This is a genomic window from Corallococcus sp. AB011P (genome assembly GCF_003611605.1).
GTDB classification, from domain to species: Bacteria; Myxococcota; Myxococcia; order Myxococcales; family Myxococcaceae; genus Corallococcus; species Corallococcus coralloides.
The window spans coordinates 206,014-225,900 of record NZ_RAVX01000001.1; the positions used below are offsets into that span (position 1 = coordinate 206,014).

14 protein-coding genes and 1 pseudogene are annotated in these 19,887 nt (G+C 70.7%); 8 read left to right on the forward strand and 7 right to left on the reverse strand.

The features are described from left to right. Window positions 1-43 precede the first annotated feature (43 nt). Both D7X30_RS00910 and D7X30_RS00915 read right to left on the reverse strand, forming a co-directional pair. A complete protein-coding gene (locus tag D7X30_RS00910) occupies window positions 44-943 on the reverse strand; it encodes a sterol desaturase family protein (RefSeq protein WP_120560938.1) in 900 nt (299 codons plus the stop codon). 20 nt (window positions 944-963) lie between these two features. Next, window positions 964-1,602, reverse strand: a complete 639-nt coding sequence (locus tag D7X30_RS00915) for a TetR/AcrR family transcriptional regulator (protein ID WP_120560939.1) — start codon at window positions 1,600-1,602, stop codon at window positions 964-966. 607 nt (window positions 1,603-2,209) lie between these two features. Between D7X30_RS00915 and D7X30_RS43760 the strand changes: the two are divergent. Further along, window positions 2,210-2,377 (forward strand): annotated as a pseudogene (locus D7X30_RS43760) (M23 family metallopeptidase); the annotation flags it as partial. A gap of 222 nt (window positions 2,378-2,599) precedes the next feature. Here D7X30_RS43760 and D7X30_RS00925 read toward each other — a convergent pair. Continuing rightward, complete coding sequence (locus tag D7X30_RS00925) at window positions 2,600-4,309, reverse strand: GTPase (protein WP_120560940.1); 1,710 nt, start codon at window positions 4,307-4,309, stop codon at window positions 2,600-2,602. A gap of 144 nt (window positions 4,310-4,453) precedes the next feature. On the opposite strand from D7X30_RS00925, the gene D7X30_RS00930 reads away from it, so the two are divergent. Beyond that, a complete protein-coding gene (locus D7X30_RS00930; protein WP_147443059.1) occupies window positions 4,454-7,402 on the forward strand; it encodes a hypothetical protein in 2,949 nt (982 codons plus the stop codon). Between the two features lie 16 nt (window positions 7,403-7,418). On the opposite strand, the gene D7X30_RS00935 is transcribed toward D7X30_RS00930, so the two are convergent. Beyond that, entirely contained in the window at window positions 7,419-8,126 is a 708-nt protein-coding gene (locus D7X30_RS00935) for a hypothetical protein (RefSeq protein ID WP_120560942.1), read from the reverse strand. 315 nt (window positions 8,127-8,441) lie between these two features. Between D7X30_RS00935 and D7X30_RS00940 the strand changes: the two genes are divergently transcribed. Beyond that, entirely contained in the window at window positions 8,442-9,749 is a 1,308-nt protein-coding gene (locus tag D7X30_RS00940) for a hypothetical protein (protein ID WP_120560943.1), read from the forward strand. Between the two features lie 77 nt (window positions 9,750-9,826). Here the strand turns inward: D7X30_RS00940 and D7X30_RS00945 are convergent, their stop codons facing one another. Then, window positions 9,827-12,097: a di-heme oxidoredictase family protein gene (locus D7X30_RS00945; RefSeq protein WP_199724137.1), complete on the reverse strand. Its 2,271-nt coding sequence runs from the start codon at window positions 12,095-12,097 to the stop codon at window positions 9,827-9,829. Between the two features lie 288 nt (window positions 12,098-12,385). Between D7X30_RS00945 and D7X30_RS00950 the strand changes: the two genes are divergently transcribed. Both D7X30_RS00950 and D7X30_RS00955 read left to right on the forward strand, forming a co-directional pair. Beyond that, window positions 12,386-13,036: a 2OG-Fe(II) oxygenase gene (locus D7X30_RS00950; protein ID WP_120560945.1), complete on the forward strand. Its 651-nt coding sequence runs from the start codon at window positions 12,386-12,388 to the stop codon at window positions 13,034-13,036. Continuing rightward, a complete protein-coding gene (locus tag D7X30_RS00955; protein WP_120560946.1) occupies window positions 13,033-13,695 on the forward strand; it encodes an SRPBCC domain-containing protein in 663 nt (220 codons plus the stop codon). The genes D7X30_RS00950 and D7X30_RS00955 overlap by 4 nt, the downstream gene beginning before the upstream one ends. Window positions 13,696-13,717: 22 nt before the next feature. Here D7X30_RS00955 and D7X30_RS00960 read toward each other — a convergent pair whose 3' ends face one another. After that, a complete protein-coding gene (locus D7X30_RS00960; RefSeq protein ID WP_120560947.1) occupies window positions 13,718-15,328 on the reverse strand; it encodes a Na+/H+ antiporter in 1,611 nt (536 codons plus the stop codon). A gap of 182 nt (window positions 15,329-15,510) precedes the next feature. On the opposite strand from D7X30_RS00960, the gene D7X30_RS00965 reads away from it, so the two are divergent. Together D7X30_RS00965 and D7X30_RS00970 are read left to right on the forward strand one after the other, a co-directional pair. Then, window positions 15,511-16,413 (forward strand): dimethylarginine dimethylaminohydrolase family protein, encoded by a 903-nt coding sequence (locus tag D7X30_RS00965; RefSeq protein ID WP_233591298.1) that lies wholly within the window; start codon window positions 15,511-15,513, stop codon window positions 16,411-16,413. After that, window positions 16,403-17,197 (forward strand): hypothetical protein, encoded by a 795-nt coding sequence (locus D7X30_RS00970; RefSeq protein WP_120560948.1) that lies wholly within the window; start codon window positions 16,403-16,405, stop codon window positions 17,195-17,197. Before D7X30_RS00965 ends, D7X30_RS00970 begins: the two co-directional genes overlap by 11 nt. Before the next feature lie 3 nt (window positions 17,198-17,200). On the opposite strand, the gene D7X30_RS00975 is transcribed toward D7X30_RS00970, so the two are convergent. After that, a complete protein-coding gene (locus tag D7X30_RS00975; RefSeq protein ID WP_233591299.1) occupies window positions 17,201-17,854 on the reverse strand; it encodes an MBL fold metallo-hydrolase in 654 nt (217 codons plus the stop codon). A gap of 139 nt (window positions 17,855-17,993) precedes the next feature. Between D7X30_RS00975 and D7X30_RS00980 the strand changes: the two genes are divergently transcribed. Next, window positions 17,994-19,877 (forward strand): lipase maturation factor family protein, encoded by a 1,884-nt coding sequence (locus tag D7X30_RS00980; RefSeq protein WP_120560949.1) that lies wholly within the window; start codon window positions 17,994-17,996, stop codon window positions 19,875-19,877. The last annotated feature ends 10 nt before the right edge of the window (window positions 19,878-19,887 follow it).

The following is a 19,887-nucleotide window of genomic DNA, read 5'->3' on the forward strand; positions in this document are numbered from 1 at the left end:
GCTTCCACCCCTCAGCTGTCCTCCACCCGGAAGGGCGCGGGCCCTACGGTGCCGAGGGCGCGGCCTCCACGGGCGGAGTCTCCGCCGGCTGCGATGCCCCCTTGGGCTTCCAGGCCGGGTTGCGGAAGATGTAGCCCAGCCGCTGGCTCAGCGGCCCCGGGCGGGCCGCGTCCCTCGCGATGGCGGCGAACTCGTGGAACGCGATGCGCACCGGGTTGTGCGTGGTGAGGTTCTTCGTCAGCCCGTAGATGGGGCGCTCGGTCTCCGGGACGAAGGTGCCGAAGAGGCGGTCCCAGATGATGAGGATGCCCGCGTAGTTCACGTCGATGTAGGCCGCGTTGGACGCGTGGTGCGCGCGGTGGTGCGAAGGCGTGTTGAACAGCCACTCCACCGGGCGCGGCAGCCGGTCGATGGCCTCCGTGTGGATCCAGTACTGGTACAGCAGGCTCACCGCCTGCTGCGTGACGATCATCTCCGGGGAGAAGCCCAGCAGCGCCAGCGGTACCCAGAACACCCAGCCCGTCATCGGCGTCCACGTCTGCCGCAGCGCCGTGGACAGGTTGTAGTGCTGGCTGGAGTGGTGCACCACGTGCGACGCCCAGAAGAAGCGGCTCTCATGGTGGACGCGGTGGAAGGCGTAGTAGCAGAGGTCTTCCAGGAAGAAGAGCAGCACCCACGCCATCAGCCCGTGGCCCAGGCGCAAGGGCGTCAGGTGGTAGAGCGCCGCGTAGCCCGCGAACGCCACGCCCTTCCAGAACACGCTCACCGCCACGTTGCCCAGGCCCATGGAGAGGCTGGCGAACGTGTCCTTCCACGTGTGGCCCTTGATGCTCTCGCCGCGCTCCTGCCGCAGCTTCCGCACCCAGAGGGCCTCGGCGATGACGGTGATGACGAACACCGGGATGGCCGGGGTGATGAGGTCGGGGATGTGCGACATGTCCATGGCTGCTGACCTCCTGCGAATCAATCCTTGGGTGCGAACGCGATGCGCATGAAGCGCGCCAGCGTGTCCAACATGCGGCGGTGCGCTGGATCCGAAGGCCGGGCGGCTCCACCCACCGCCGCGCCCTGCACCGCGTCCAGCGCCAGCTCCACCACGCCGTCGAACTCCGGGTGCGTGGCGGCCACGTCCGGGAACAGCTCGCGCGCCACGCGGTGCATGTTCTGGCGGTGCGGCCCATCCACCACCGCCAGCGCCTTCTGCAGCTCCGGGCTGGTGCGCGCCGCGACGTACAGCTCGATGGCGGCCTGCAACTCCGGCCGCTGGTAGGCCGTCCACAACATGTCCACCGCCGCCCCCACCCGGTCCTTCCCGGACGGACGCGCTCCCACGCCCGCGAGGAAGTCCTGGATGAGGCGGGGGAAGAGGTGCTCCACCGCCACCGCGAGCAGCTCCTCCTTCGTTTCGAAGTGCGTGAAGAGCGCCCCCTGCGACACCCCCGCCCGCTTCGCCACCTCCACCGTCGTCAGCCGCGCATAGCCCTGCTCCACCAGCGTCTCGATGGTGGCGTCCAGCAGCTTGCGGCGCGTCGACTCGCGGCGCTCCGCCTGCGTGCGGCGCACCGGGGCCGCGGCCTTCTTGGAGGCGGACTTCGGGGACATGCCGGAACGATAACCGCCAACTTAAAAAGTGACCAGTCACTTTCTGGAGGCCGGTTCCGGAGGGGGGCGATCCGCGGACGCCCAGGCCTGCCCGTAGGGCATTCGAGCAGGCGGGCGTCTGCCTTTATATCCGGTCAGATGACAGGGATTGGAGCGGCAAGGCTTGAGAGGCTTGATGCCTGCCAACTGAGCAGACAGGGAGTCAGGCGCTCCTGTGCTTTCGGGCCATTTTCCCTCTGGAGTGTGGTCAAGGGTCGCCCCCTTGGGACGGAGCGGGGCGTGGCTCGGCTGCTAGTGATCCGTTCGGGACTGGGCGAAAATCCAAGGGAAATAGCGCAAGCCCTTGCACCGGTTGTCCGCCCGCCCCGATATGACCATTACCGCTCTTCTCGTCGGCTCCCTCCTGGCTTCGGCTCCTGTCCTCCCTCCTCCCGCTCAGGCGGCTGCGAACCTGCCCGAGGTGGGCGTGCCCTTCGCATGTGGTCGCATCTATACGGTGAGCCAAGGTCATGAGACCGGCAGCCACCAGCACAACGACACGTTCGCGTGGGACTTCCGGATGCCGGAAGGCACGCCCATCGTGGCGTCGCACGACGGCGTCGTGCGCATGGCGCGTGGCGACAGCAAGCAGGGCGGGTGCGGCGAGCAGTTCGCGCCGCTGGCCAACTACGTCGTCATCTCCCACGGCGACGGGCTGGAGACGCAGTACCTGCACTTCAGCGCCGTGGTGGTGAAGGCCGGTGAGCGCGTGAAGGAGGGCCAGCTCATCGGCTTCTCCGGCGCGACGGGCTGGGCGTGCGGCGCGCACCTGCACTTCAAGGTCGCCAAGGAGCAGGGCGCCGGGTGGAACAACCCCTCCGTGCCCGCGCGCATCGCGGGCTTTGGCGATCCGGTGCGTGAGACGCTGGTGTCGGCGCCGCTGTGCAAGGACTCCGCGCAGCCGATGATGGCCTCCAACGGCGGCGTCCACCTGCCCGGCCAGGCCGTCATGTCCATGTCACCCGACAGCGCGAATCCGCTCCAGGATGCGTCGCGCGGCCTGCCGCCCGGTGCCAAGGCCATCATCGACGGCCTCTCCCAGCCTCCTGCCCAGGGCGGCGAGGGCCTCGACAAAACGCCCCCGGCCCGCTCTCCCCGCATGGCGAGCGGCTCCGACGAGACTCGCTGACGCGAGCAGCGCTCCGGCGCCCGCGAGCAGCCCGAAGAAGGCCCCCGCGTTGAGGAAGTACTCCAACGGCAACAGGGGGCCTTCGACGTATCCGCGCACCACGCGGTAGCCCACGTGCCCCAGCAGCGCCAGCAGGGGCAGGTTGATGAGCGGCAACACCAGCCACCGGGCCGTGCGCCACCAGCGGGCCACGGCCTCCGCGACGGCGGTGGAGGCCGTGTAGCGCCAGGCGCCCGCGCGGGCCACGCGCAGCTCCGCCAGCATCACCTCCACGTCCGGCACGCCCAGGCTCTCCGCCTCCAGTCCCTGCGTGCGCGCCACGCTGCGCGCCTCCGCCAGGGCGGTGCGCGCGGCGGACTCCGCGAGGAAGTCGTCCTCGAAGGGCTCCACCACGGCCACCTCCGCGGCGCGGGCGCGCGTGCGGTCCCTCACCGCGTCCACCACGGTGGAGGCCGCCGCCACCGCGAGCCCCGCGGGCAGGCTGCGCCGCGCGACGAGCGCTCCCACGCCCATCCCGGACGCGCCCCACAACGACAGCCGCAGCCCCCACGCCGCCGGGCCCCAGAATCGGCCCGCGGCCTGCCTGCGCACCTCCGACGCCAGGTGCCCGTGGGCCAGGGACAGCCGCGCGTCGAAGTCGCCTTGAAGCGATTCCGCCGCGCGCGCGAGCCCCGCGTCCAGCGCGGTGCGTGTCTTCGCGAGCAGTGCGTCCGTGTCGTCCAGCGCCTTCTGGACGGTGTTGGCGAACTCCTCCAGCGCGCCCAGGGCGTTGGTGTGGCGCACGCGCGCGGCGACGGCCTGGGTGGCCAGCCCGCGCAGGTGGAAGAGGAGCGGGCCGAACTCGCCGGAGACGTCCTGGCCGTCCTTCGCGGCGCGCGCGCTGATGGCGAAGACGGGCACGTCCTCCGCGGCCAGGCCGTAGTGCTGGGTGGCCACGCGGCGGACCTGGGACTTCAGCGCGTCGCGGGATTCGGCGGACAGCTCGTCCGCGAAGTTGAGGATGAAGACGAGCGCGCGGCGGCGGGCGAACTCGGCGAGGAACTCCACCTGGGTGGCCTCCGCGACGCTGCCCCGGTGCATGACGACGAGCGCCACGTCCGCCTTGTCCAGCGCGGCGCGCGCGACATCCCGGTGCGCCGTGGCCACGCTGTTGAGGTCCGGCGTGTCGATGAAGACCTGGCCGCTCCACAGGCCTTGGGGACCGGGCGTGTAGCGCACGACGCGCGCGCCGGTGCGGGCCAGCTCGTCCGTGGGCGTGCCCTCCGGCGCGAAGAGGGTGGAGACGGTGCTGGTGGGGCGGTCCACGCCCTCGCGGGAGAGGTTCTGGCCGGAGAGGGCGTTGAGCAGGGTGGACTTGCCCGCGCCGGTGGCGCCCACCAGTGCGACGACGAGCGGCGCGTCCTTCCGGGCCACGCCCCGCGTGTAGTCCTCCAGGAGCCGCTCCAGGCGCGGGCCATGGGGCTTCAGCGCGGGCAGCGACAGGGCGTCGGTGAGCAGCGGGCGGAGGGCTTCGGGGTCGGGAAGGCGGGTGTCGTCCACGGAGGGGCCAGCGTGGCGCGGCGGGCTCGCGCTGGCTACGAAGATGCGCGGCGACGGTGCGCCAGCGTGCATTCCCCCGCGGCTCGCGCTCACCGGCCCCTGGCTGGACGGCTGGGGATGGCCTGCTGATACGGTCCGGGGCACATGCACTTTCGTTCCGTTCGTGGGGGGTGTCTGGGGCTCTTGCTGACCCTGTCCGCGACCCTGGCCTTCGCCGCGGAACCGCCGTCGCAAGGCGTGGTCCTCGCCGCCGAGCCTCGGACCTTCGCGGAGGCGAAGGCGCTTCCTCCCAAGCTCACGGAGTCCGCTGCCTGCGACCTGGGGCCAGGCAAGACCCCCGACATCACCGTCTCCCAGTCCGTGGACGTGACGCAGGCCATTCCGGACTTCTGCCGGCCCGCCGAGGCGGTCATCACCCAGAAGCTGTCCCTGCCAGATGGCTCACACGTCGAGCGCCGCTTTCGCATCCTGGATGACGCTCCTGGCACCCAACTGCCACCGCCTCCCCCGCGCCCCCGCATCCGCGTCCGCTGTGAGGCGCGGCGGCTGGAGCTGTCCGTGGAAGGCGTGCCCGAGGCCCCCCTGCTGACGCTGGAGCCCATCGGTACCAGCGCCACCGCCACCCCCTTGAGGCTGCGGGTGTCCCGGGACAGCGAAGCGCGCATCCTGCCCCTGCTGGTCCGCGACGACGCCGGGGCCCGCGGGGCGCTGGAGGAGCTGGATTTCCTGGTCGGCAAGGGCGTCCCTTCCCGCTTGTCCGGTCGTGACACGAAACTGCCGGAGGCGGACAGCGTCGCGGGGCTGGCCGCCGCGCTCGAGCGCGCCCGGAATCGCGCCGTCCTGGCCGCGGGCGGCGACCTGGGGACGTACATCCCTCGCGATGTCCTGGCTCCGGACCTGGAGGGAGACCGCCCGCCGTTGAAGACAGGCGAGCCCGAAACCATCGGCGAGCTCCAGCCGCCCGAGCCGGACTCGACAGCGGACCCGGACCTGTTCTGGCGCCAGGGTCGGTTGTGCGTGGTGCAGCAGGACACCGGTAAGCGGATGCGCTGCTACGACCCCGTGGCGCGGCGCTGGGGCAAGGCCGTCTCCGTGAACCGGGGTGATCAGTCCGCCTGGAGCCCGCGGATGGGTCGCTGCGGCATTCCCCTGGGGACCCGGAACGTCCGTCCTCCCGAAAGCTTCCAGCCTGAATTGCGCCTGTCTCCCCGGGCCGTCCTGCTCTGGAGCACGTGGGACCACGAGGCCGTCGTCATGGAGGTCCCCGAAGGGGACGGTCCACCGCGCCTGCGCGCGCCGGAAGCGGAGGAAATGAAGAAGGCGATGCTCGCGTCCACCGGCTCCCGGCTCCTCGGCGGAGGCCGGTTCATCCTGGACGAGGACCGCAAGCAGTTCTGCTCCGTGGGCAGGCCCCTGGGGTGCTGGTCCCTCCAATGGGACCGTGGGCCTGAGGATGAGGGCGGCAACCGGCTGTCGGAGGTCCGCGTGTCCCCGGACGGCCGGTGGGTCGCCTACCTGCGCGGTGCCGCTCCGAGCAAGGTGGACTCGGATGACCGCACGCTGGGGCTGGTCGTGCGCTCCCTGGAGCTGGGGCCGTACGTCGCGCCCCGCGAGCCCGTTTCGACGGCACCGCGCCTCGTGCGGACGGACGTGGTGATGCAGAAGCCGGCCTGGGACGGGCCCGCGCTGAAGTGGAACGACGACGAGCGACTTACCCGCGCGAGGATCTCCTGCGACCTGGGCCAGGATCCACGCATCCCCTTCGAGCTGGAGACGAAGCGCACCGCCTCGCCGTACAACCCCCTCGACCCGGCGGATGCCTGCCACAGCGGCTGGGTGAAGCTGCGTCAGGAATTGACCGTACCCGGGGGCCTGAAGTTCGTCCGCTACGCCTCCGCCGTCACCGGGGACAGCCGGTCATCGGAAGGCGATGTGAAGATGCGCTGCCAGCCGGGCCGTCTGTCGCTGTGGGTGGAGGGCGTGCCCGACTTTCCGGCGCTGACGCTGACCGCGAACATGGGGGCGTTCGGCGCGGTGCGCTGGGCCCTGGCGCCGGAGACCGAGACCCGGCTCCACGCGTTGCTCGCCCGCGACGACGCGCCCGCCATTGAGGCCCTGAACGCCTTCGCGCGGCTGGTGAAGCTGAATGAGGACGCGCGCGAGGTCTCGTACGGGAAGAAGCCGAATGAGGACGGGCACATCTCCCGCATGGGCTGTCTCTCCACGGCGCTGGAGGCCATCTCCGCCCGGCGGGCGCTCGCGGATGGGGGCCACCCGGAGCTGCATGTCTCGCTGAAGACCGACGGCGCCTGCGCGGAACGCTACGGCATGCGCGTCCTCCAGCAGCGGCTCAAGGCCGCCACGCTTCCTCTTCCGTTGAGCGTCGGGGCGGTGAAGGGCAAGGCGGAGGTCATCGGCCAGGTGCCGTTCGTCCCCAGCATCCCCCCGGAGCTCCAGCCCCAGTTGTACTGGCGGGATGGCACCCTGTGCCTGGTCCAGGCGGATGGCGCACAGGTGCGCTGCTACGACCCGGCGGCGCGCGAGTGGGGGCCCGTGGTCGCCAGGCAGGACCGCCCGTTCCCGCGTGAGGACCTGCTCCTGAAGTCGCAGTATCACCCGGGCACGTGCTACCCGATGGGAGGCCGCTCCGTTCCCCTCTCGGAACAGATGCGCGACGTCCTGCCGCTGTCGTCGCGGGCCTCGTTGATCGCGGACACCTCGCGCGGCGAACTGGCCCCGGAGTTCAAGGTCATCGAAGTCCCCGAGGACGTGGGCCCCGTGCGCACGCGTGCACCCACCGTGGAGGAGCTGGCGCTCGCGGCGCGGGCAGGCGGAGGCTCCGCATCGCTGGGGGAGGGCCGGTTCCTGCTGCACGCCCCGAAGCGCGACCGCCCGACGTGGCTGTGCACGGCGGTGCGTCCACTGATGTGCTGGAAGCTGCCCCTGGAGTCCGAGGCCTACGGCGTGCGCGCCCCCCTGGTGTCGCCCGATGGCCGCTGGCTGTCCTACGTGCGGATCCCCTGGGGCAAACCCGACGACCCGGCGAAGTACCCCAAGGAGCTCGTCCTGCTGCCGCTGACGCCCATCCCTTGAGCCGCTCCAACGGCCCTCAGCTCGCGACGGCCTCGGCGGCCGGCGGGACCTGGCACGTGTCCCCCACGGTCTTCCAGAGCCAGGCGTTCACGTCGAAGCGCGGGTCGCTCAGCATGCGCCCCAGGTCGATGCCGTCCCAGGCCAGGTGTTGTTCATCCGGAGGCCCCATGTCGCTGAGCGTGCCCATCAGCTTGTTCAGCTGCTCTTCGGGGAAGCTGTCGTTGGAGGCGCCGAACATCGCGTAGAAGGCCAGGTGGTGGGTCTGGTCCTCCCGCGGGCCGTCTTCATTGAGGCGGCTGGTGCGAAAGCCGGTGGGCGGGAGCGGGTGCGGGTGGTTGAGGTTCCAGCGCTGGTCCCGCTCCGACGTCAGGCCATCCAGTCCGGAGTCCGTGCCCGCGAACAGCAGGCCCAGGTCGCGTCCGGCCTCCGCGCCATGGATGCGCGTGGTGGGGCCTTCCCCGGTGGTGAGCAGCCACCGGACGCGCTGGACCGCGCGGGAGAACAGCTCCAGGGCGAGCCGCCCCTCCTGGCGCTCCTCTTCGGCCCGCTCCCGGAGGAAGTCGCGCCGCAGGTGGGCGTGTTGCCGGAAGAACTCGCGCACCGCCGCGACCCGCCGCGCCGCGACGGCGGTCAGCCAGTGTCCCCGTGCATCCATGAAGGCCACGGCCTCTACCTGGATGGCATTGTCGGAAAGCGGCGGCGGAGGGGCGGGACGATGCGCCATGGGCGTTCTCCGGGGAAAGGGACACCGGAAATGTCGGAACGCTTCATAAGGCCGGGAGTGGGGACTCCACCGCACTTGTCTGCCATTGCGCATCGCGGACGCCGACCGTGCTCCCGTGCGCAGTCGTCTGGGCCACTTGGGGTGTCAGGGCGCATCCGCGGATGTGTTCCCGCCGTGGAGTAGGGTGTGCCCGTTCATGCGTGCACAGTGAGCCCGGGGAGTTACTTCGCGCTTCGTGAGAATAGCGGGCGGGGCCGGCGTATCCCCCTTGCGCGAGCGCGGCCTTCGCCGCTGGCTCCTTCCTGGGTGGCATGCATGACGCGATACCTGTCCCTCCTTCCCTTCGCGGTGGCCTCCGTACTGACGGCCTGCGGCGGAGACCCGGCCGGGCCGGGGGATGACCCCGGCGAGGACCCCTCCCCCAGCGGCTGTGTCCGGACCATCTCCAAGGCCCTGACCTCCACGACGGCCTGGGCGCCGGGGGAGGAGCGGTGCTCCTACGAGGTGACGGGCGTCGTGGAGGTGCACGGCGCGCTCACCCTCGCCCCCGGCACGGTGGTCCGCTTCGGTCCCGACGCGGGACTGCTCGTCACGGCGACGGGCTCCCTTCACGCGGTGGGCACCGAGGCCGCGCCCATCACCTTCACGGGGACGACGCCCACGCCGGGCTTCTGGAAGGGGCTCGCCTTCAAGTCCAACACCCCCGAGAACGCGCTGGAGCACGTGGTCATCTCCTACGCGGGCAGCGAGCAGCCCTTCTGCTGTGACTTCTTCTACGGGCCGGGCGGCAGGCTGGAGGCCCGGGCGTCCGTGGTGGTGGGTTCCAACCAGGGAGCCAGCAGCCAGGTGCGGATCGCGCACACGACGGTGGAGAAGAGCGGCACGCAGGGGCTGTTCGCCTTCAACAAGGCGCGGCTGCCCGGCTTCTCGCGGAACCTCTTCCGGGGCAACCTGGGCGCCCCCGTGGTGGTGAGCGTGTCCACCGCGGGCGCGCTGGACGGCGCGAGCATCTACTCCGGGAACAGCCCCACCCAGCCGGAGGCCAACGGCGACAACGCCGTCCACCTGTTGGCGGCGCCGGAAGCGGACACCGCCACGGCGCAGACGCTGCGCAAGCTGGACGTGCCCTATGGTGTCTCCACCGGCGTTCCGGACACGACCGTGGAGTACGCGGGGGCGCTCACCCTGGAGCCGGGGGTGCGCCTCCAGTTCGAGGCGGAGTCCGGGCTCCGCATCACGGAGACAGGCTCCCTGGTGGCGCGAGGGACGGCGGAGGCGCCCATCGTGTTCACGGGCAGGACGGAGACGCCGGGGTACTGGAAGGGCATCTCCATCCTCTCCCTGAACCCGGACAACGTCCTCGCCCACGCGCGGGTGAGCCACGGCGGCTCGGACCCCTTCTGCTGTGACTACTTCACGCGCACGGGCGACATCCGGGCCAGCATCTCCGTGGGAAGCGGCCTGGGGCGGGGCCGGCTGCAACTGTCCGACTCGCTCGTGTCGCAGGGCGCCGGCTGGGGCGTCTTCGTCTTCAAGAACGCCACCTTCACCCAGAGCGCCAGCACCTATGACGGCAATGCCGCCGGCACCGTGGGCTACGAGGCGCCGCCCCTCGCGCCCTGAAACGGCACGACGCCGGACGCGAGGGGCACGGATGGCCCCTCCCGCCCGGCGTCTGGGTTTGAAGCCGGCCTGTCGCCTTACAGCGAGTTGACGAACTTCAGGAGCGCGTTGCGGTCCGCGGCGCTGAGGTTCACGAAGGCCTGCTTGGCGGCCTCGCCCTCGCCGCCGTGCCAGAGGATGGCCTCGGTGACGCTGCGCGCGCGGCCGTCGTGCAGGTACGCCTCACCGCCGGACACGCCCGCCGTCAGGCCAATGCCCCAGAGCGGTGCCGTGCGCCACTCGGCGCCGGAGGCCTGGCCTTCCGGCAGGTTGTCCGCCAGGCCCGCGCCCATGTCGTGCAGCAGCAGGTCCGTGTACGGACGGATGGTCTGGCCGCGGAGCTCGTTCATCGCGCTGTACTGGCTGGTGGTCAGCGTGGGCGCGTGGCACTTCGCGCAGCCCGCGTTGGTGAACACCGTCTCACCCTGCATCGCCGTCGCGTCCGAGTGGTCGCGGCGGGCGGGGACGCCCAGGAGGGCGATGTAGCGGGTCATCTTGTCCAGCTCGCTGTCGCCCAGCTCCGTGCTCGTGCCCGCGCAGCCCTGCTGCGACGAGCCGCAGTCCTGCGTCTTGAACACGTTCGTCGTCACGCCCATGTCGCTGTTGAGCGCCTCGGCCACCTGGTGCTTCACGCGCGCCGTGCCGGCCTTCCAGCCGAAGCGGCCCATGCGCGTGACGCCCGTCTCCGGGTCCTTCACCGTCTGCATGCGGCCGGAGATGCCGTCGCCGTTCGCGTCGTTCGGGTCCGCCAGGCCGGCAATCTGGGACTCCGGCACCGCCTCCAGCAGACCCAGGCCCACCAGCTGCGGCGTGATGCGCGCCGAGAAGTTCGTCGGCGTCACGTTGAGGAAGCTGTAGTTGGGCTTGCGCAGGCTGTACGTCGTGCCGCCGGGCAGCGTGCCGCTCGCCGTCGTCGTCCAGCTGCCGATGCGCACGTCCGCCTCCGGCGTGCCGCTGACCGCGCGCGGCTGCAAGCGGAAGCCCAGCGCGGGGTCCACCGTCACGGTGCCGCCGTTCACCTTGCCCACCTTCACCACGTAGTTGTCCAGCGTGGTGTTCGTGGTGGTGGGCGGCAGGCCGCGGCCGTTCTGCTTGTGGCAGGAGATGCAGGACACGTTGACGTAGTTGTTGCCCAGCTTGTTCGCGTGCGCGGTGAAGAGGGGGTTGTCCGGCTCGGAGTGGCTGCCGTCGCGGAAGTTCGTGTGGTGCAGGCGGCGGCCCTCCACGAAGGGCTGCGCGTTCACCGGCGCCAGGTTGGTGGCCATCTGGAGGAAGCGGTTGTCCGGCTCGTTGGAGAACGGCGTGTGCAGCGTGGTGCGGCCGCCCGCCCAGGCCTTCTCCGGCAGCGGGAAGGAGTCGCGGATGCTGCCCTGGCCCTCGAAGGGCACGATGCCGCCCTGGCCCACGATGTAGAGCATGCCCGTGGAGTAGTAGTTGAAGCGGCCTTCCACCGGCGCCTGGAGGAACACGCCAATCTCCAGCTCCATCCGGTCACCCACGCGGATGGCGCGGCCTTCCTTGGCGTTGAAGTTCACCGACGACGTGTACTTGTAGTCGTTCACCTTCACGAAGTCCGCGTTGTGGAAGTACTCCGCCACCGTGTTGAGGCCGCGGAAGAACGCGCGGAAGTCCGGCGAGTCATACGGATAAATCGTGTACAGGTTCACCGTGATGACGCTGCCGCCCTTGGCGACCGTGTCCACGATTTCAATCCAGTGGGTGCGCTTCTCGAAGTACAGCTTCAGGTAGTGGTCGTAGGCCTGGTACTGGTCCTCGCGCATGTGGCGGTCGCGGACGCGGTCGCCCACGCGGGTGATGAGGGCCGTGGAGGTGTTCTCCACCGTGGCCGGCTCCAGCGCGGTGCTGCTCGTGAACAGCGGCACCACCGGGCCCGCGTCGCCGTTGGGCGGAGGGCCCGCGTCGGGAGTGCCCGTGCCCGAATCAGGCGTGCCCGTGCCCGCGTCCGTGCCACCGCCCGTGCCGGTATGCGTGTAGCGCGTCCAGGTCGTGTCGCGCGCACAGGCGCACGACACATCCCAGTACGTAAAGTTGTAGTCGATGTAGTTGCCGGCGCTCAGGCCGCTGACGGTGAACTGGTTGCGGCCGCCCGTCACCGTCATGCGGATGTTGAGCTGCTGGCCGTCGTTGAGCTTGTAGTGGATGTCGGCCCAGTCCGTCGTGTCGACATAGAAGAGGGCGGATGAGCCCGATGGCGTAACGCCATACGTGGCGGCTTCTGCGGAGGGAACCGCCAGACAACTGACGGCCAGGAATGCGAGCGCGATTCCCGTGAGTCTGCTTCGGCTCATGGTTGCGAACTCCATTGTGGGGGTGGATGGGGCGTGGGACGGCGAGCGCTGCGAAGGGGACTTCGTAGCTTGTCCGAAGAAAGTCTGAACGCCTGGGAGCCGCAAGGTGGGAGGTCGGAGAATTCGACTTAGACGTGATAACTGATAAATAAGTGAAATTGATGTCATCCCTGACGCGCCGTGTTGTCAGGGATTGACGCGTTGTGTTGCGCTGGGGCCGTGGAGGGCCTCCGCCCGGGTGACGGCGGGGGATGGGGCAGCGCGGCGTGGGTGGGTAGACTCCGGGCCATGCGCTTCCAGCCACCGTGGGGTGGAGCCTTCCGGCTCGACACCTTCTTCCACCGCACACCGGACGTCCTCCCGGAGGAGACGATGGCCTCCATCCGCTCGGCCATCCTGGGCTCGTCGCTCCTGGGAGAGTCGAACCTGTCGGGGCAGTTCTCCGGCACGTACGGCTTCTCGCTGACGTTCCGCCGGGACGCGCTGCCGGAGGTCCACCAGCGCTTCCCGGCGTTCGCGCCGTACCTGGCGAAGACGCTCTTGCCGGAGTGCAACGCCTTCCTGCTCAACCCGCTGCTGGTGGGGCAGGGCCGGGGCGTGGCGGCGCACATCGACCGGAGTCTTGAATTCTACGGTCCGAGTATCGGCTGCCCGGTGGCGGTGAGCGTGCTGTATGTCCAGGTTCCGAAGGAACTCCGGGGCGGGGCGCTGCGGCTGTACCACCGGGGAGGTCGGGTGGCGGAGCTGACGCCGCGACAGAACGCGCTGGTGATGTTCCGGGGCGACCTGCTGCATGAGGTGGAGTCCATCACCTCCGGCGCGGAGGGGCTGGGGGGCTCGCGGATCAGCCTGGTGGTGGAGCAGTACCGCGCGCCGGACGAGCAGCTGACGAACGTGCCCCGCTTCGAGCTGCGCACGCGCTCGGGGGTGCGGGCGTGAGCGACCTGACGCTGGAGTGGAAGCTGCCCGCGCCGCCGGATGTTGTATTCCCCGCCCTGTCCGAGCCCGCGCTCATCCGCCGCTGGTTCGGCGCGCCGCCGGGCTGCTACCGCACGCACGCGCCGGACCCCGGTGCGTTGGGGCAGCCCTACCGGGTGGGCTTGAGGGACTCAGCGGGTCGGGTGTTTTCCCAGGTGGGCTGCATCGTGCAGGTGGAGCCGGGGCGGTTCCTGGCGCTGGAGATGGACTGGGAGGGTGGCGGGCCGGTGCCGCCGGGGCGCACCCGGGCGGAGCTGACCTTCCATCTCGCGGAGGACGGCACGCGGCTGGAGTTGCGCCAGGGACCGTTCGCGGACGACGCGGCCCGGGACGCGCACCGCGCCTACTGGGAGGCGTGCCTGGGACGGCTCGCGCGCGTGGTAGCGGGCGAGGCGGTGCCGTGCTTCGAGGAGTTCTGGGAGGAGTCGCGCGGCTACGTGGGGCCGCTGGCGGTGGCCGCGTACACGGTGCTGGCGGGGCTGCGCGAGTCAGGCGCGCCGAAGGAGGCGGTGGCCCAGGTGGAGGAGGTGCTCTACACGCACCTGTCGCGGCTGCGCGAGGACACCGCGGACGTGCTGGGCGCGGTGCTCCAGTCGCGGGTGGAGGGCGGCGCGAGCTGACGCCGCCGCCCCCCGGTGGCGCTCAGGAGGCCAGGGCCTGCGGCGGGGGCGCGGGGACGTCCTCCTCCGGGACGTGGGCCTCCGCGTCCTTCGCCTTGGCGATGCGCTCGTCCAGCTCCGCGGTGAGGTGCTCGAAGACCTCCTTGTTGAGCGTGCCCTGCTGGTACGCGCTGAAGAGGGAGTCCTTCTCCACGATGAGGACGCGGCGGATGGCCTCCTGCTCCTCCTCTTCGTGGAAGCGGTTGGACTGCTGCTTGAGCGTGGTGAGCTCCTGCTCCACCGCCTGCGCCTTCTGCTGGTAGTCGCGCTCCAGGGGCTCCAGCACGTCCACCGGAATCTCCCGGCCGCGGCGCATGGACTCCAGGGACGCGAGCGCCGCGTGGATGGCGCCCAGCTTGCCTCGGGCCAGCTCGTACTTCTCCTGGTAGACGTCCTTGAGGCCGGTGATGCCCATCTTCTTGAGCATCGGCGCCATGGTGAGTCCCTGGAAGATGATGGACAGCACCACCACGCCGAACGTCATGTTCACCAGCAGCTCTCGGTGGGCGAAGTCCGCCGGAAGACCCAGCACCAGCACCATGGACACCGCGCCGCGCAGGCCGCTCCAGGTGAGCACCGCGCTCCACTTCCAAGGCAGCTTCTCCGACGTGAACCGCAGCAGGCCGGACACGCCGTAGACGACCACCGCGCGGCCCAGCAGCACCGCTCCGTACGCCAGCAGGATGGGCAGCCACGAGTCGAGCAGCGACGACAGCTTCACCTCCAGGCCGATGAGCAGGAACACCACGGAGTTGAGCGCGAACGCCAGGTACTCCCAGAAGCTCTCCACCGCGATGCGCGTGGTGGGGCCCATGCCCATGCGCGCCGCCCAGTTGCCGCACAGCAGGCCCGCCACCACCACCGCGATGACGCCCGAGTAGTGGAAGTGCTCCGCCACCACGAAGGACCCGTACGCGGCGATGACCGTGAGGGTGATCTCCACCATGGCGTCCTCCACGCGGAGGATGACCTTGGACGCCGCCCAGCTCACCGCCCCGCCGATGACGGCGCCCATGCCCGCCACCTTGATGAAGTCCATCACCGCGCCGCCCACGGTGAAGGCCTGACCTCCGGCCACGCCCACCACCAGCGTGAAGAGCACCACGGAGGTGCCGTCGTTGAGCAGGCTCTCACCCTCCACCAGGATGGCCAGCCGCTTGGGCGCGCCCAGCGCCTTGAACAGGCCCACCACCGCGATGGGGTCCGTGGACACGATGAGCGACGCGAACACCATCGCGTGGATGAGGCCGAAGCCCTCCAGCGCGTTCAGCCCACTCATCGCCGGGGACAACAGCAGCGCCGTGAGCGCCATGGACGCCACCACGCCCGGAATCGCCATGGAGGTGATGGCCAGCTTGTTCTTCATGAACTTGCGGAAGTCCACGTGGAACGCCGCCTCGAACAGCAGACCCGGCAGGATGACCGCGAACAGCAGCTCCTTCGTCAGGTGCGGCGGTTCGAAGGCCTGCACGATGCCCAGGCCCAGGCCTGCCAGCACCAACGCCACCGTGTACGGAAACTTGAAGTAGCGCGCCGCGATCGCCACCGCTGTCGCGATGGAGAAGAGCAGCACGAAGGCCAACTCGAAGTGCATGAATCCCCAGCCCCGTTTGTGCTCAAAAAGCGCGAGAATGCCATGCGCGCGGGGCGGTGGGGCAACCCCCTTTCGGAGGGAAATGAGAGGGGACGGGCGGGCGTTGCATTTTGCCAGACTGTTTTCTCAGGGCTGGAGACGGATGCGTTGTGAGGCTCCGGGGCGGTGGCTAGAAGCGAGGGATGATGGACCTCTTCCTGATGTCACCCCCGGGCCGGGGCTGGGCGTTGCGAGGCCGTTCGAACTTCCGCAGCCGTGAGGCCGCTCCGGCGGATGCGCGCGGCGCGCGGCGGGAGTGGCTGACGCTCGCCCGGCACATCGAGTCCCGAGGCGGCACGGTGGTGGCGCTGCCCTCGCCGTCGGACGCGCTGACGGGCATGCCCTATGCCGCCGAGTGCGGCCAGGTGGTGGCGCGCGAGGGCCAGGCCCCGCTGTTCCTCCTGCCCAGGATGATGAGCGCGCATCGCTTCACGGAGCGCGACCATTGGACGCCGCTGGCCCGGCGCCTGGGCCTGGAGGTCGTGGACCCGGGCGTGGGCATCTGGGAGGCGCACGGCGACGTGGCGACGTTCGACGGCGTGACGCTGCTGTTCTGGGGCGGGCGTACGACGCTCGACGGGCTGGAGGCGGCCCAGAAGCACTTCCCCGGCGAGGTGCTGCGCGTGCAGGTGCGTGAGCCCGCGTTCCACGGGAACATGGCGGTGCTGCCCCTGCCGGCGGTAGACCGGCTGGTGGTGTGCCCGGACGTGATGGCGCCGGAGTCGGTGGCGCTCCTGGAGCAGCGCTTCGGCGCGAACCGGCTGGTGCGGGTGACGGAGGCGGACATCCGCCGCTATGCGACGAACGGGCTGCCGCTGGGCAGGGACCTGCTCGCGCCCACGGTGATGCCCGCGCACATCGTGGAGACCTTCGAGCGCCTGGGCATGCGCGTGGTGTCCATGCCGATGCCTGAGCTGACGGAGAAGGGCGGAGGTTCGTCGCGCTGCCTCGTGTCGCGCGCGTCGGTGGACGCCTCGCGCGTCACGCTTCCGCCCGAGTACCGGTTGGACGTCGTGGCGAAGGACCTCGAAGCCGATGGCGGGTGAGCTCGCGTCGCAGGCCCAGGCGTTCTTCGCGGCGACCCCGGAGCTGTCGTTGCAGGCGCTGGGCTCCGGCGTGCACGTCCCGTCGCTGGACCTGGCGCCGTACGGCATCCCGGTGACGCACCTGCTGGCGGAGCACAACGCGGAGCTCGCGCGGCAATACCTCACGCTCAATCAGCTGGCGTTCGGCGGCATCGGCGTGCCGCGTTGGGTGCTGTCGGACCTGTACCTGCTGCCCGGCGCCATCGGGCTGTTGCGCTGTCCCGCGCGGCTGCTCAAGGCGCCCGCGCGCGAACGGCTGCTGCTGGCGGACGAGGAGTCGGCCATTGGCGCGGCCTGTTACGTGGCGCCGTCCCTGACGCCGGGGCTGTTCGTGGGCGTGTCGCTGTTCAGCTTCCTGCCGGGGCGGGGCGCGTCCGCGTGGGTGAAGCTGCTCACGCTGGGTATGGTGCGCGCGAAGCGGCTGCGCGGCGTCACCCAGTGGGACAACCCCGCCGTGCGCGTGCACTCGCGGCTGGGGCCCATGCGGCTGGTGGGGCGTGTCCCCGGCGGCCACGACTACGACGAGCGCACCTTCGTCTACGAGACGGACCTCTCCAATGAGGCCAACGTGGCCCGGGCGATGCTCCGGGGTGATGCGCCCGCGCCCGCCACGCGCATCCCCGTCACCGACCTGTTGTCGCTGGGCGCGCTCTTGGACCGGGCGGAGGCCGGGGCACGGCTGGAGCTGGCGCCGCCCGGTCAGGACGACGGCCACGTGCTGGTGCGCGAAGTGCCTCCGGGCTGAGGCTCAGGGCGCGGGGGCGTGCGGGAACTCGTCGTCCTGTTCCAGGGCCTTGCGCAGGGCGCTGGCGCCGTCCTTGAGGATGGGCGCGCCGTGCGCGAAGCAGACGGTCTGGATGGGCAGGTGGTCCAGGATGCGCTGGATGCTGGTGCGCGTGCGCAGCGGTTCATCCTGGTACTCGCCGGGGACGAAGGTGGGCGTGCGCCGGCCCTCGTGTGACAGCAGGTCGGAGATGAACACCACGGCGTGCGGGCTCTTCTGGAGCCACAGCGTGTACATGGCCTCCGTGGGCCCCGGTGTCTGGAAGGTGTTGAGGCCGCCCGGCAGCGTGGTGCCGTTCACGTATTCGAAGTCCGGCTTCTCCTCCAGGCCCTGCGCTCCTTCCGGCGCCCAGACGGGCACGCCAAACACCTTGCGCAGGCGCCACGCGGAGCGCTGGTGGTTGCCCGCGGTGAGCACGATGGCGTCGATATCGCCCAGCTTGCGCAGGACCTTCTCGTCGATGGGCAGCGGGTCGATGAGGGTGACGGTGCCGTCGTCGTCCACCACCGCGTAGGCGTCGCTGCGGATGCCGCCGAGCCGGTCGTCGGAGACGGTCCAGTGGTGCACGCCGGGGACGATTTCATCCGTCTTCTTCGCCTGGGCCTTGGGCTCGCTCATGCGGACAAAGCTAGGCACCTGTCCCCGGATGACAGGGGTCCGCGCTCCGCTGCCCGCCTGCCCCTCCAGCGAGCCCTCCTGCCCCCTTCGCATCCCGACCGCCGCGCGCACCTTTGTCGTTGGACGAAGGAGCGACCCGATGCGCGCGATGACCCACGAGATGCGACCACTGGTGCTGTTCGATGGGGACTGCGGCTTCTGCAAGCGCTGGGTGGCGCGCTGGCGCCAGGACACCGGTGGCCGGGTGCGCTTCGCGCGCGGGAGCAGGTGGCTGCTCAAGCTCCTGGGCATTTCGAGGAAGGACATGCTGCGGGCAATGCAGCTGGTGGAGCCGTCGGGGCGCCGCTCGTCCGGCGCGGAGGCCGTCTTCCGCATGCTCGCCTGGTCGCCCCGCTGGAGCACGCGTCTGGCCGCGCGGCTGGGATTGTTGCCCGGCGTCCGGCAGGTGGCGGGCGCGGTGTATTCGGTCATCGCGCACCACCGCCGGCGCGCGTCGCGGTGGGACACGTGGTTGTTCAGCCGCGTGACGGAGCCCGCGGAGCACCGGCGGGTGCGCTGGGCCTTCATGCGCCTGCTGGGCGGCACGTTCCTCGTCGCCTTCACGTCGCTGGGGAAGCAGGTGCTGGGGCTCTACGGAGAGAAGGGCATCCGTCCCATCCGCGACGTCGCACAGTCCGAGCGCTGGGCCGCGCAGGGCCGCTGGCGCCGTCCCTCCGTGTTCTGGAAGGACGCGTCGGACGCGGCGCTGGTGCGCGGCTGCCGCGTGGGGCAGGCCCTGTCGCTGGCGCTGCTCCTCAACGTGGCCCCGCTCCCGAGCGCCGCCGCGCTGTGGGCGCTGTACCTGTCCTATGTGTCACTGGGGCGCGAGTTCCTGTCGTTCCAGTGGGACGTGCTGCTGTTGGAGATGGGGTTGTTGGGCGCGCTCACCGCGCCGGTCGGCGTGAGGCCCGGGCTGGGGAAGCGGGACGTGTCCGCGCTGGAGGTGTTCCTCTTCCGCATGCTCGTGTTCCGGCTCTACTTCGGATCGGGCATCAGCAAGTTCCACTCGGGTGACCGGACGTGGCGCGAGTTGAGCGCGTGCGACGTGTACTTCGAGACCGCGCCCCTGCCCACGCGCGGCGGCTGGGCCGCGCACCAGCTTCCACGCCAGGTGCGCCACGCGGGCACGGCGGCGGTGCTGGCGGCGGAGACGGCGGTGCCGTTCCTCGCCTTCGGTCCCCGGCGCGTGCGGCAGGCCACCTTCGGCATCCTCTCCGCGTTGCAGGCGGCCATCATTGCCACGGGCAACTACGGCTTCTTCAACGTCCAGTCGCTGGCCCTGGGGCTGTGGCTGCTGGACGACGCGGCCCTGCGGCGCGTGCTGCCGGAGTCGCTGTGGCGCGACGCCGGGCCCGCGCGGCGGCCGTCGGTGCCGGGCACGGCGCTGTCCGTGGCCGCGGCGGTGCCGTTGCTCACGCTGGGCACCGTGGAGCAGCTGCGCCGGATGGGGTGGTGGCCGCGCGGCCCGGAGCGCCTGGTGCGGGCGGTGGACTGGCTGGAGGACCGGGTGATGCCGCTGCACTCGGTGAACTCCTACGGCCTGTTCGCGGTGATGACGGTGGACAGGCCGGAAATCACGGTGGAGGGCTCGGACGACGGCGAGCACTGGGTGGAGTACCCGTTCCGATACAAGACGTCGGGCGTGGACCAGCCACCGCGCCAGGTTGCCCCGCATCAGCCCCGGCTGGACTGGCAGATGTGGTTCGCCGCGCTGGGGTCGCCGCCTTCATGGTTCCTGGCCCTGATGGAGCGGCTGCTGGAGGGCTCGCCGGAGGTGCTGGGGCTGTTCGCGTCCAACCCCTTCCCGGACCGTCCGCCCCGGCTCGTACGGGCGGTGCTCCACGACTACCGGATGACGTCCCGGGCGGAGCGCCAGCGCACCGGGGCCTGGTGGAAGCGGGAGCGGCGCGGGCTGTATGTGTCGCCGTTGACCCTCGCGCCCGGGTCGTCCGAGCAGGCGGGGAGGCTGACCTGGCACGTCTGAAACATGCCTG

Bases quoted from the DNA above. Each gene is read 5' to 3' on its own strand.
- D7X30_RS00930 (WP_147443059.1), top strand. From the start codon at position 4,454: ATGCACTTTCGTTCCGTTCGTGGGGGGTGTCTGGGGCTCTTGCTGACC.
- D7X30_RS00980 (WP_120560949.1), top strand. From the start codon at position 17,994: ATGCGCGCGATGACCCACGAGATGCGACCACTGGTGCTGTTCGATGGG.
- D7X30_RS00935 (WP_120560942.1), bottom strand. From the start codon at position 8,126: ATGGCGCATCGTCCCGCCCCTCCGCCGCCGCTTTCCGACAATGCCATC.
- D7X30_RS00965 (WP_233591298.1), top strand. From the start codon at position 15,511: ATGATGGACCTCTTCCTGATGTCACCCCCGGGCCGGGGCTGGGCGTTG.
- D7X30_RS00910 (WP_120560938.1), bottom strand. From the start codon at position 943: ATGGACATGTCGCACATCCCCGACCTCATCACCCCGGCCATCCCGGTG.
- D7X30_RS00945 (WP_199724137.1), bottom strand. From the start codon at position 12,097: ATGAGCCGAAGCAGACTCACGGGAATCGCGCTCGCATTCCTGGCCGTC.
- D7X30_RS00915 (WP_120560939.1), bottom strand. From the start codon at position 1,602: ATGTCCCCGAAGTCCGCCTCCAAGAAGGCCGCGGCCCCGGTGCGCCGC.
- D7X30_RS00960 (WP_120560947.1), bottom strand. From the start codon at position 15,328: ATGCACTTCGAGTTGGCCTTCGTGCTGCTCTTCTCCATCGCGACAGCG.
- D7X30_RS00970 (WP_120560948.1), top strand. From the start codon at position 16,403: ATGGCGGGTGAGCTCGCGTCGCAGGCCCAGGCGTTCTTCGCGGCGACC.
- D7X30_RS00950 (WP_120560945.1), top strand. From the start codon at position 12,386: ATGCGCTTCCAGCCACCGTGGGGTGGAGCCTTCCGGCTCGACACCTTC.
- D7X30_RS00940 (WP_120560943.1), top strand. From the start codon at position 8,442: ATGACGCGATACCTGTCCCTCCTTCCCTTCGCGGTGGCCTCCGTACTG.
- D7X30_RS00975 (WP_233591299.1), bottom strand. From the start codon at position 17,854: ATGAGCGAGCCCAAGGCCCAGGCGAAGAAGACGGATGAAATCGTCCCC.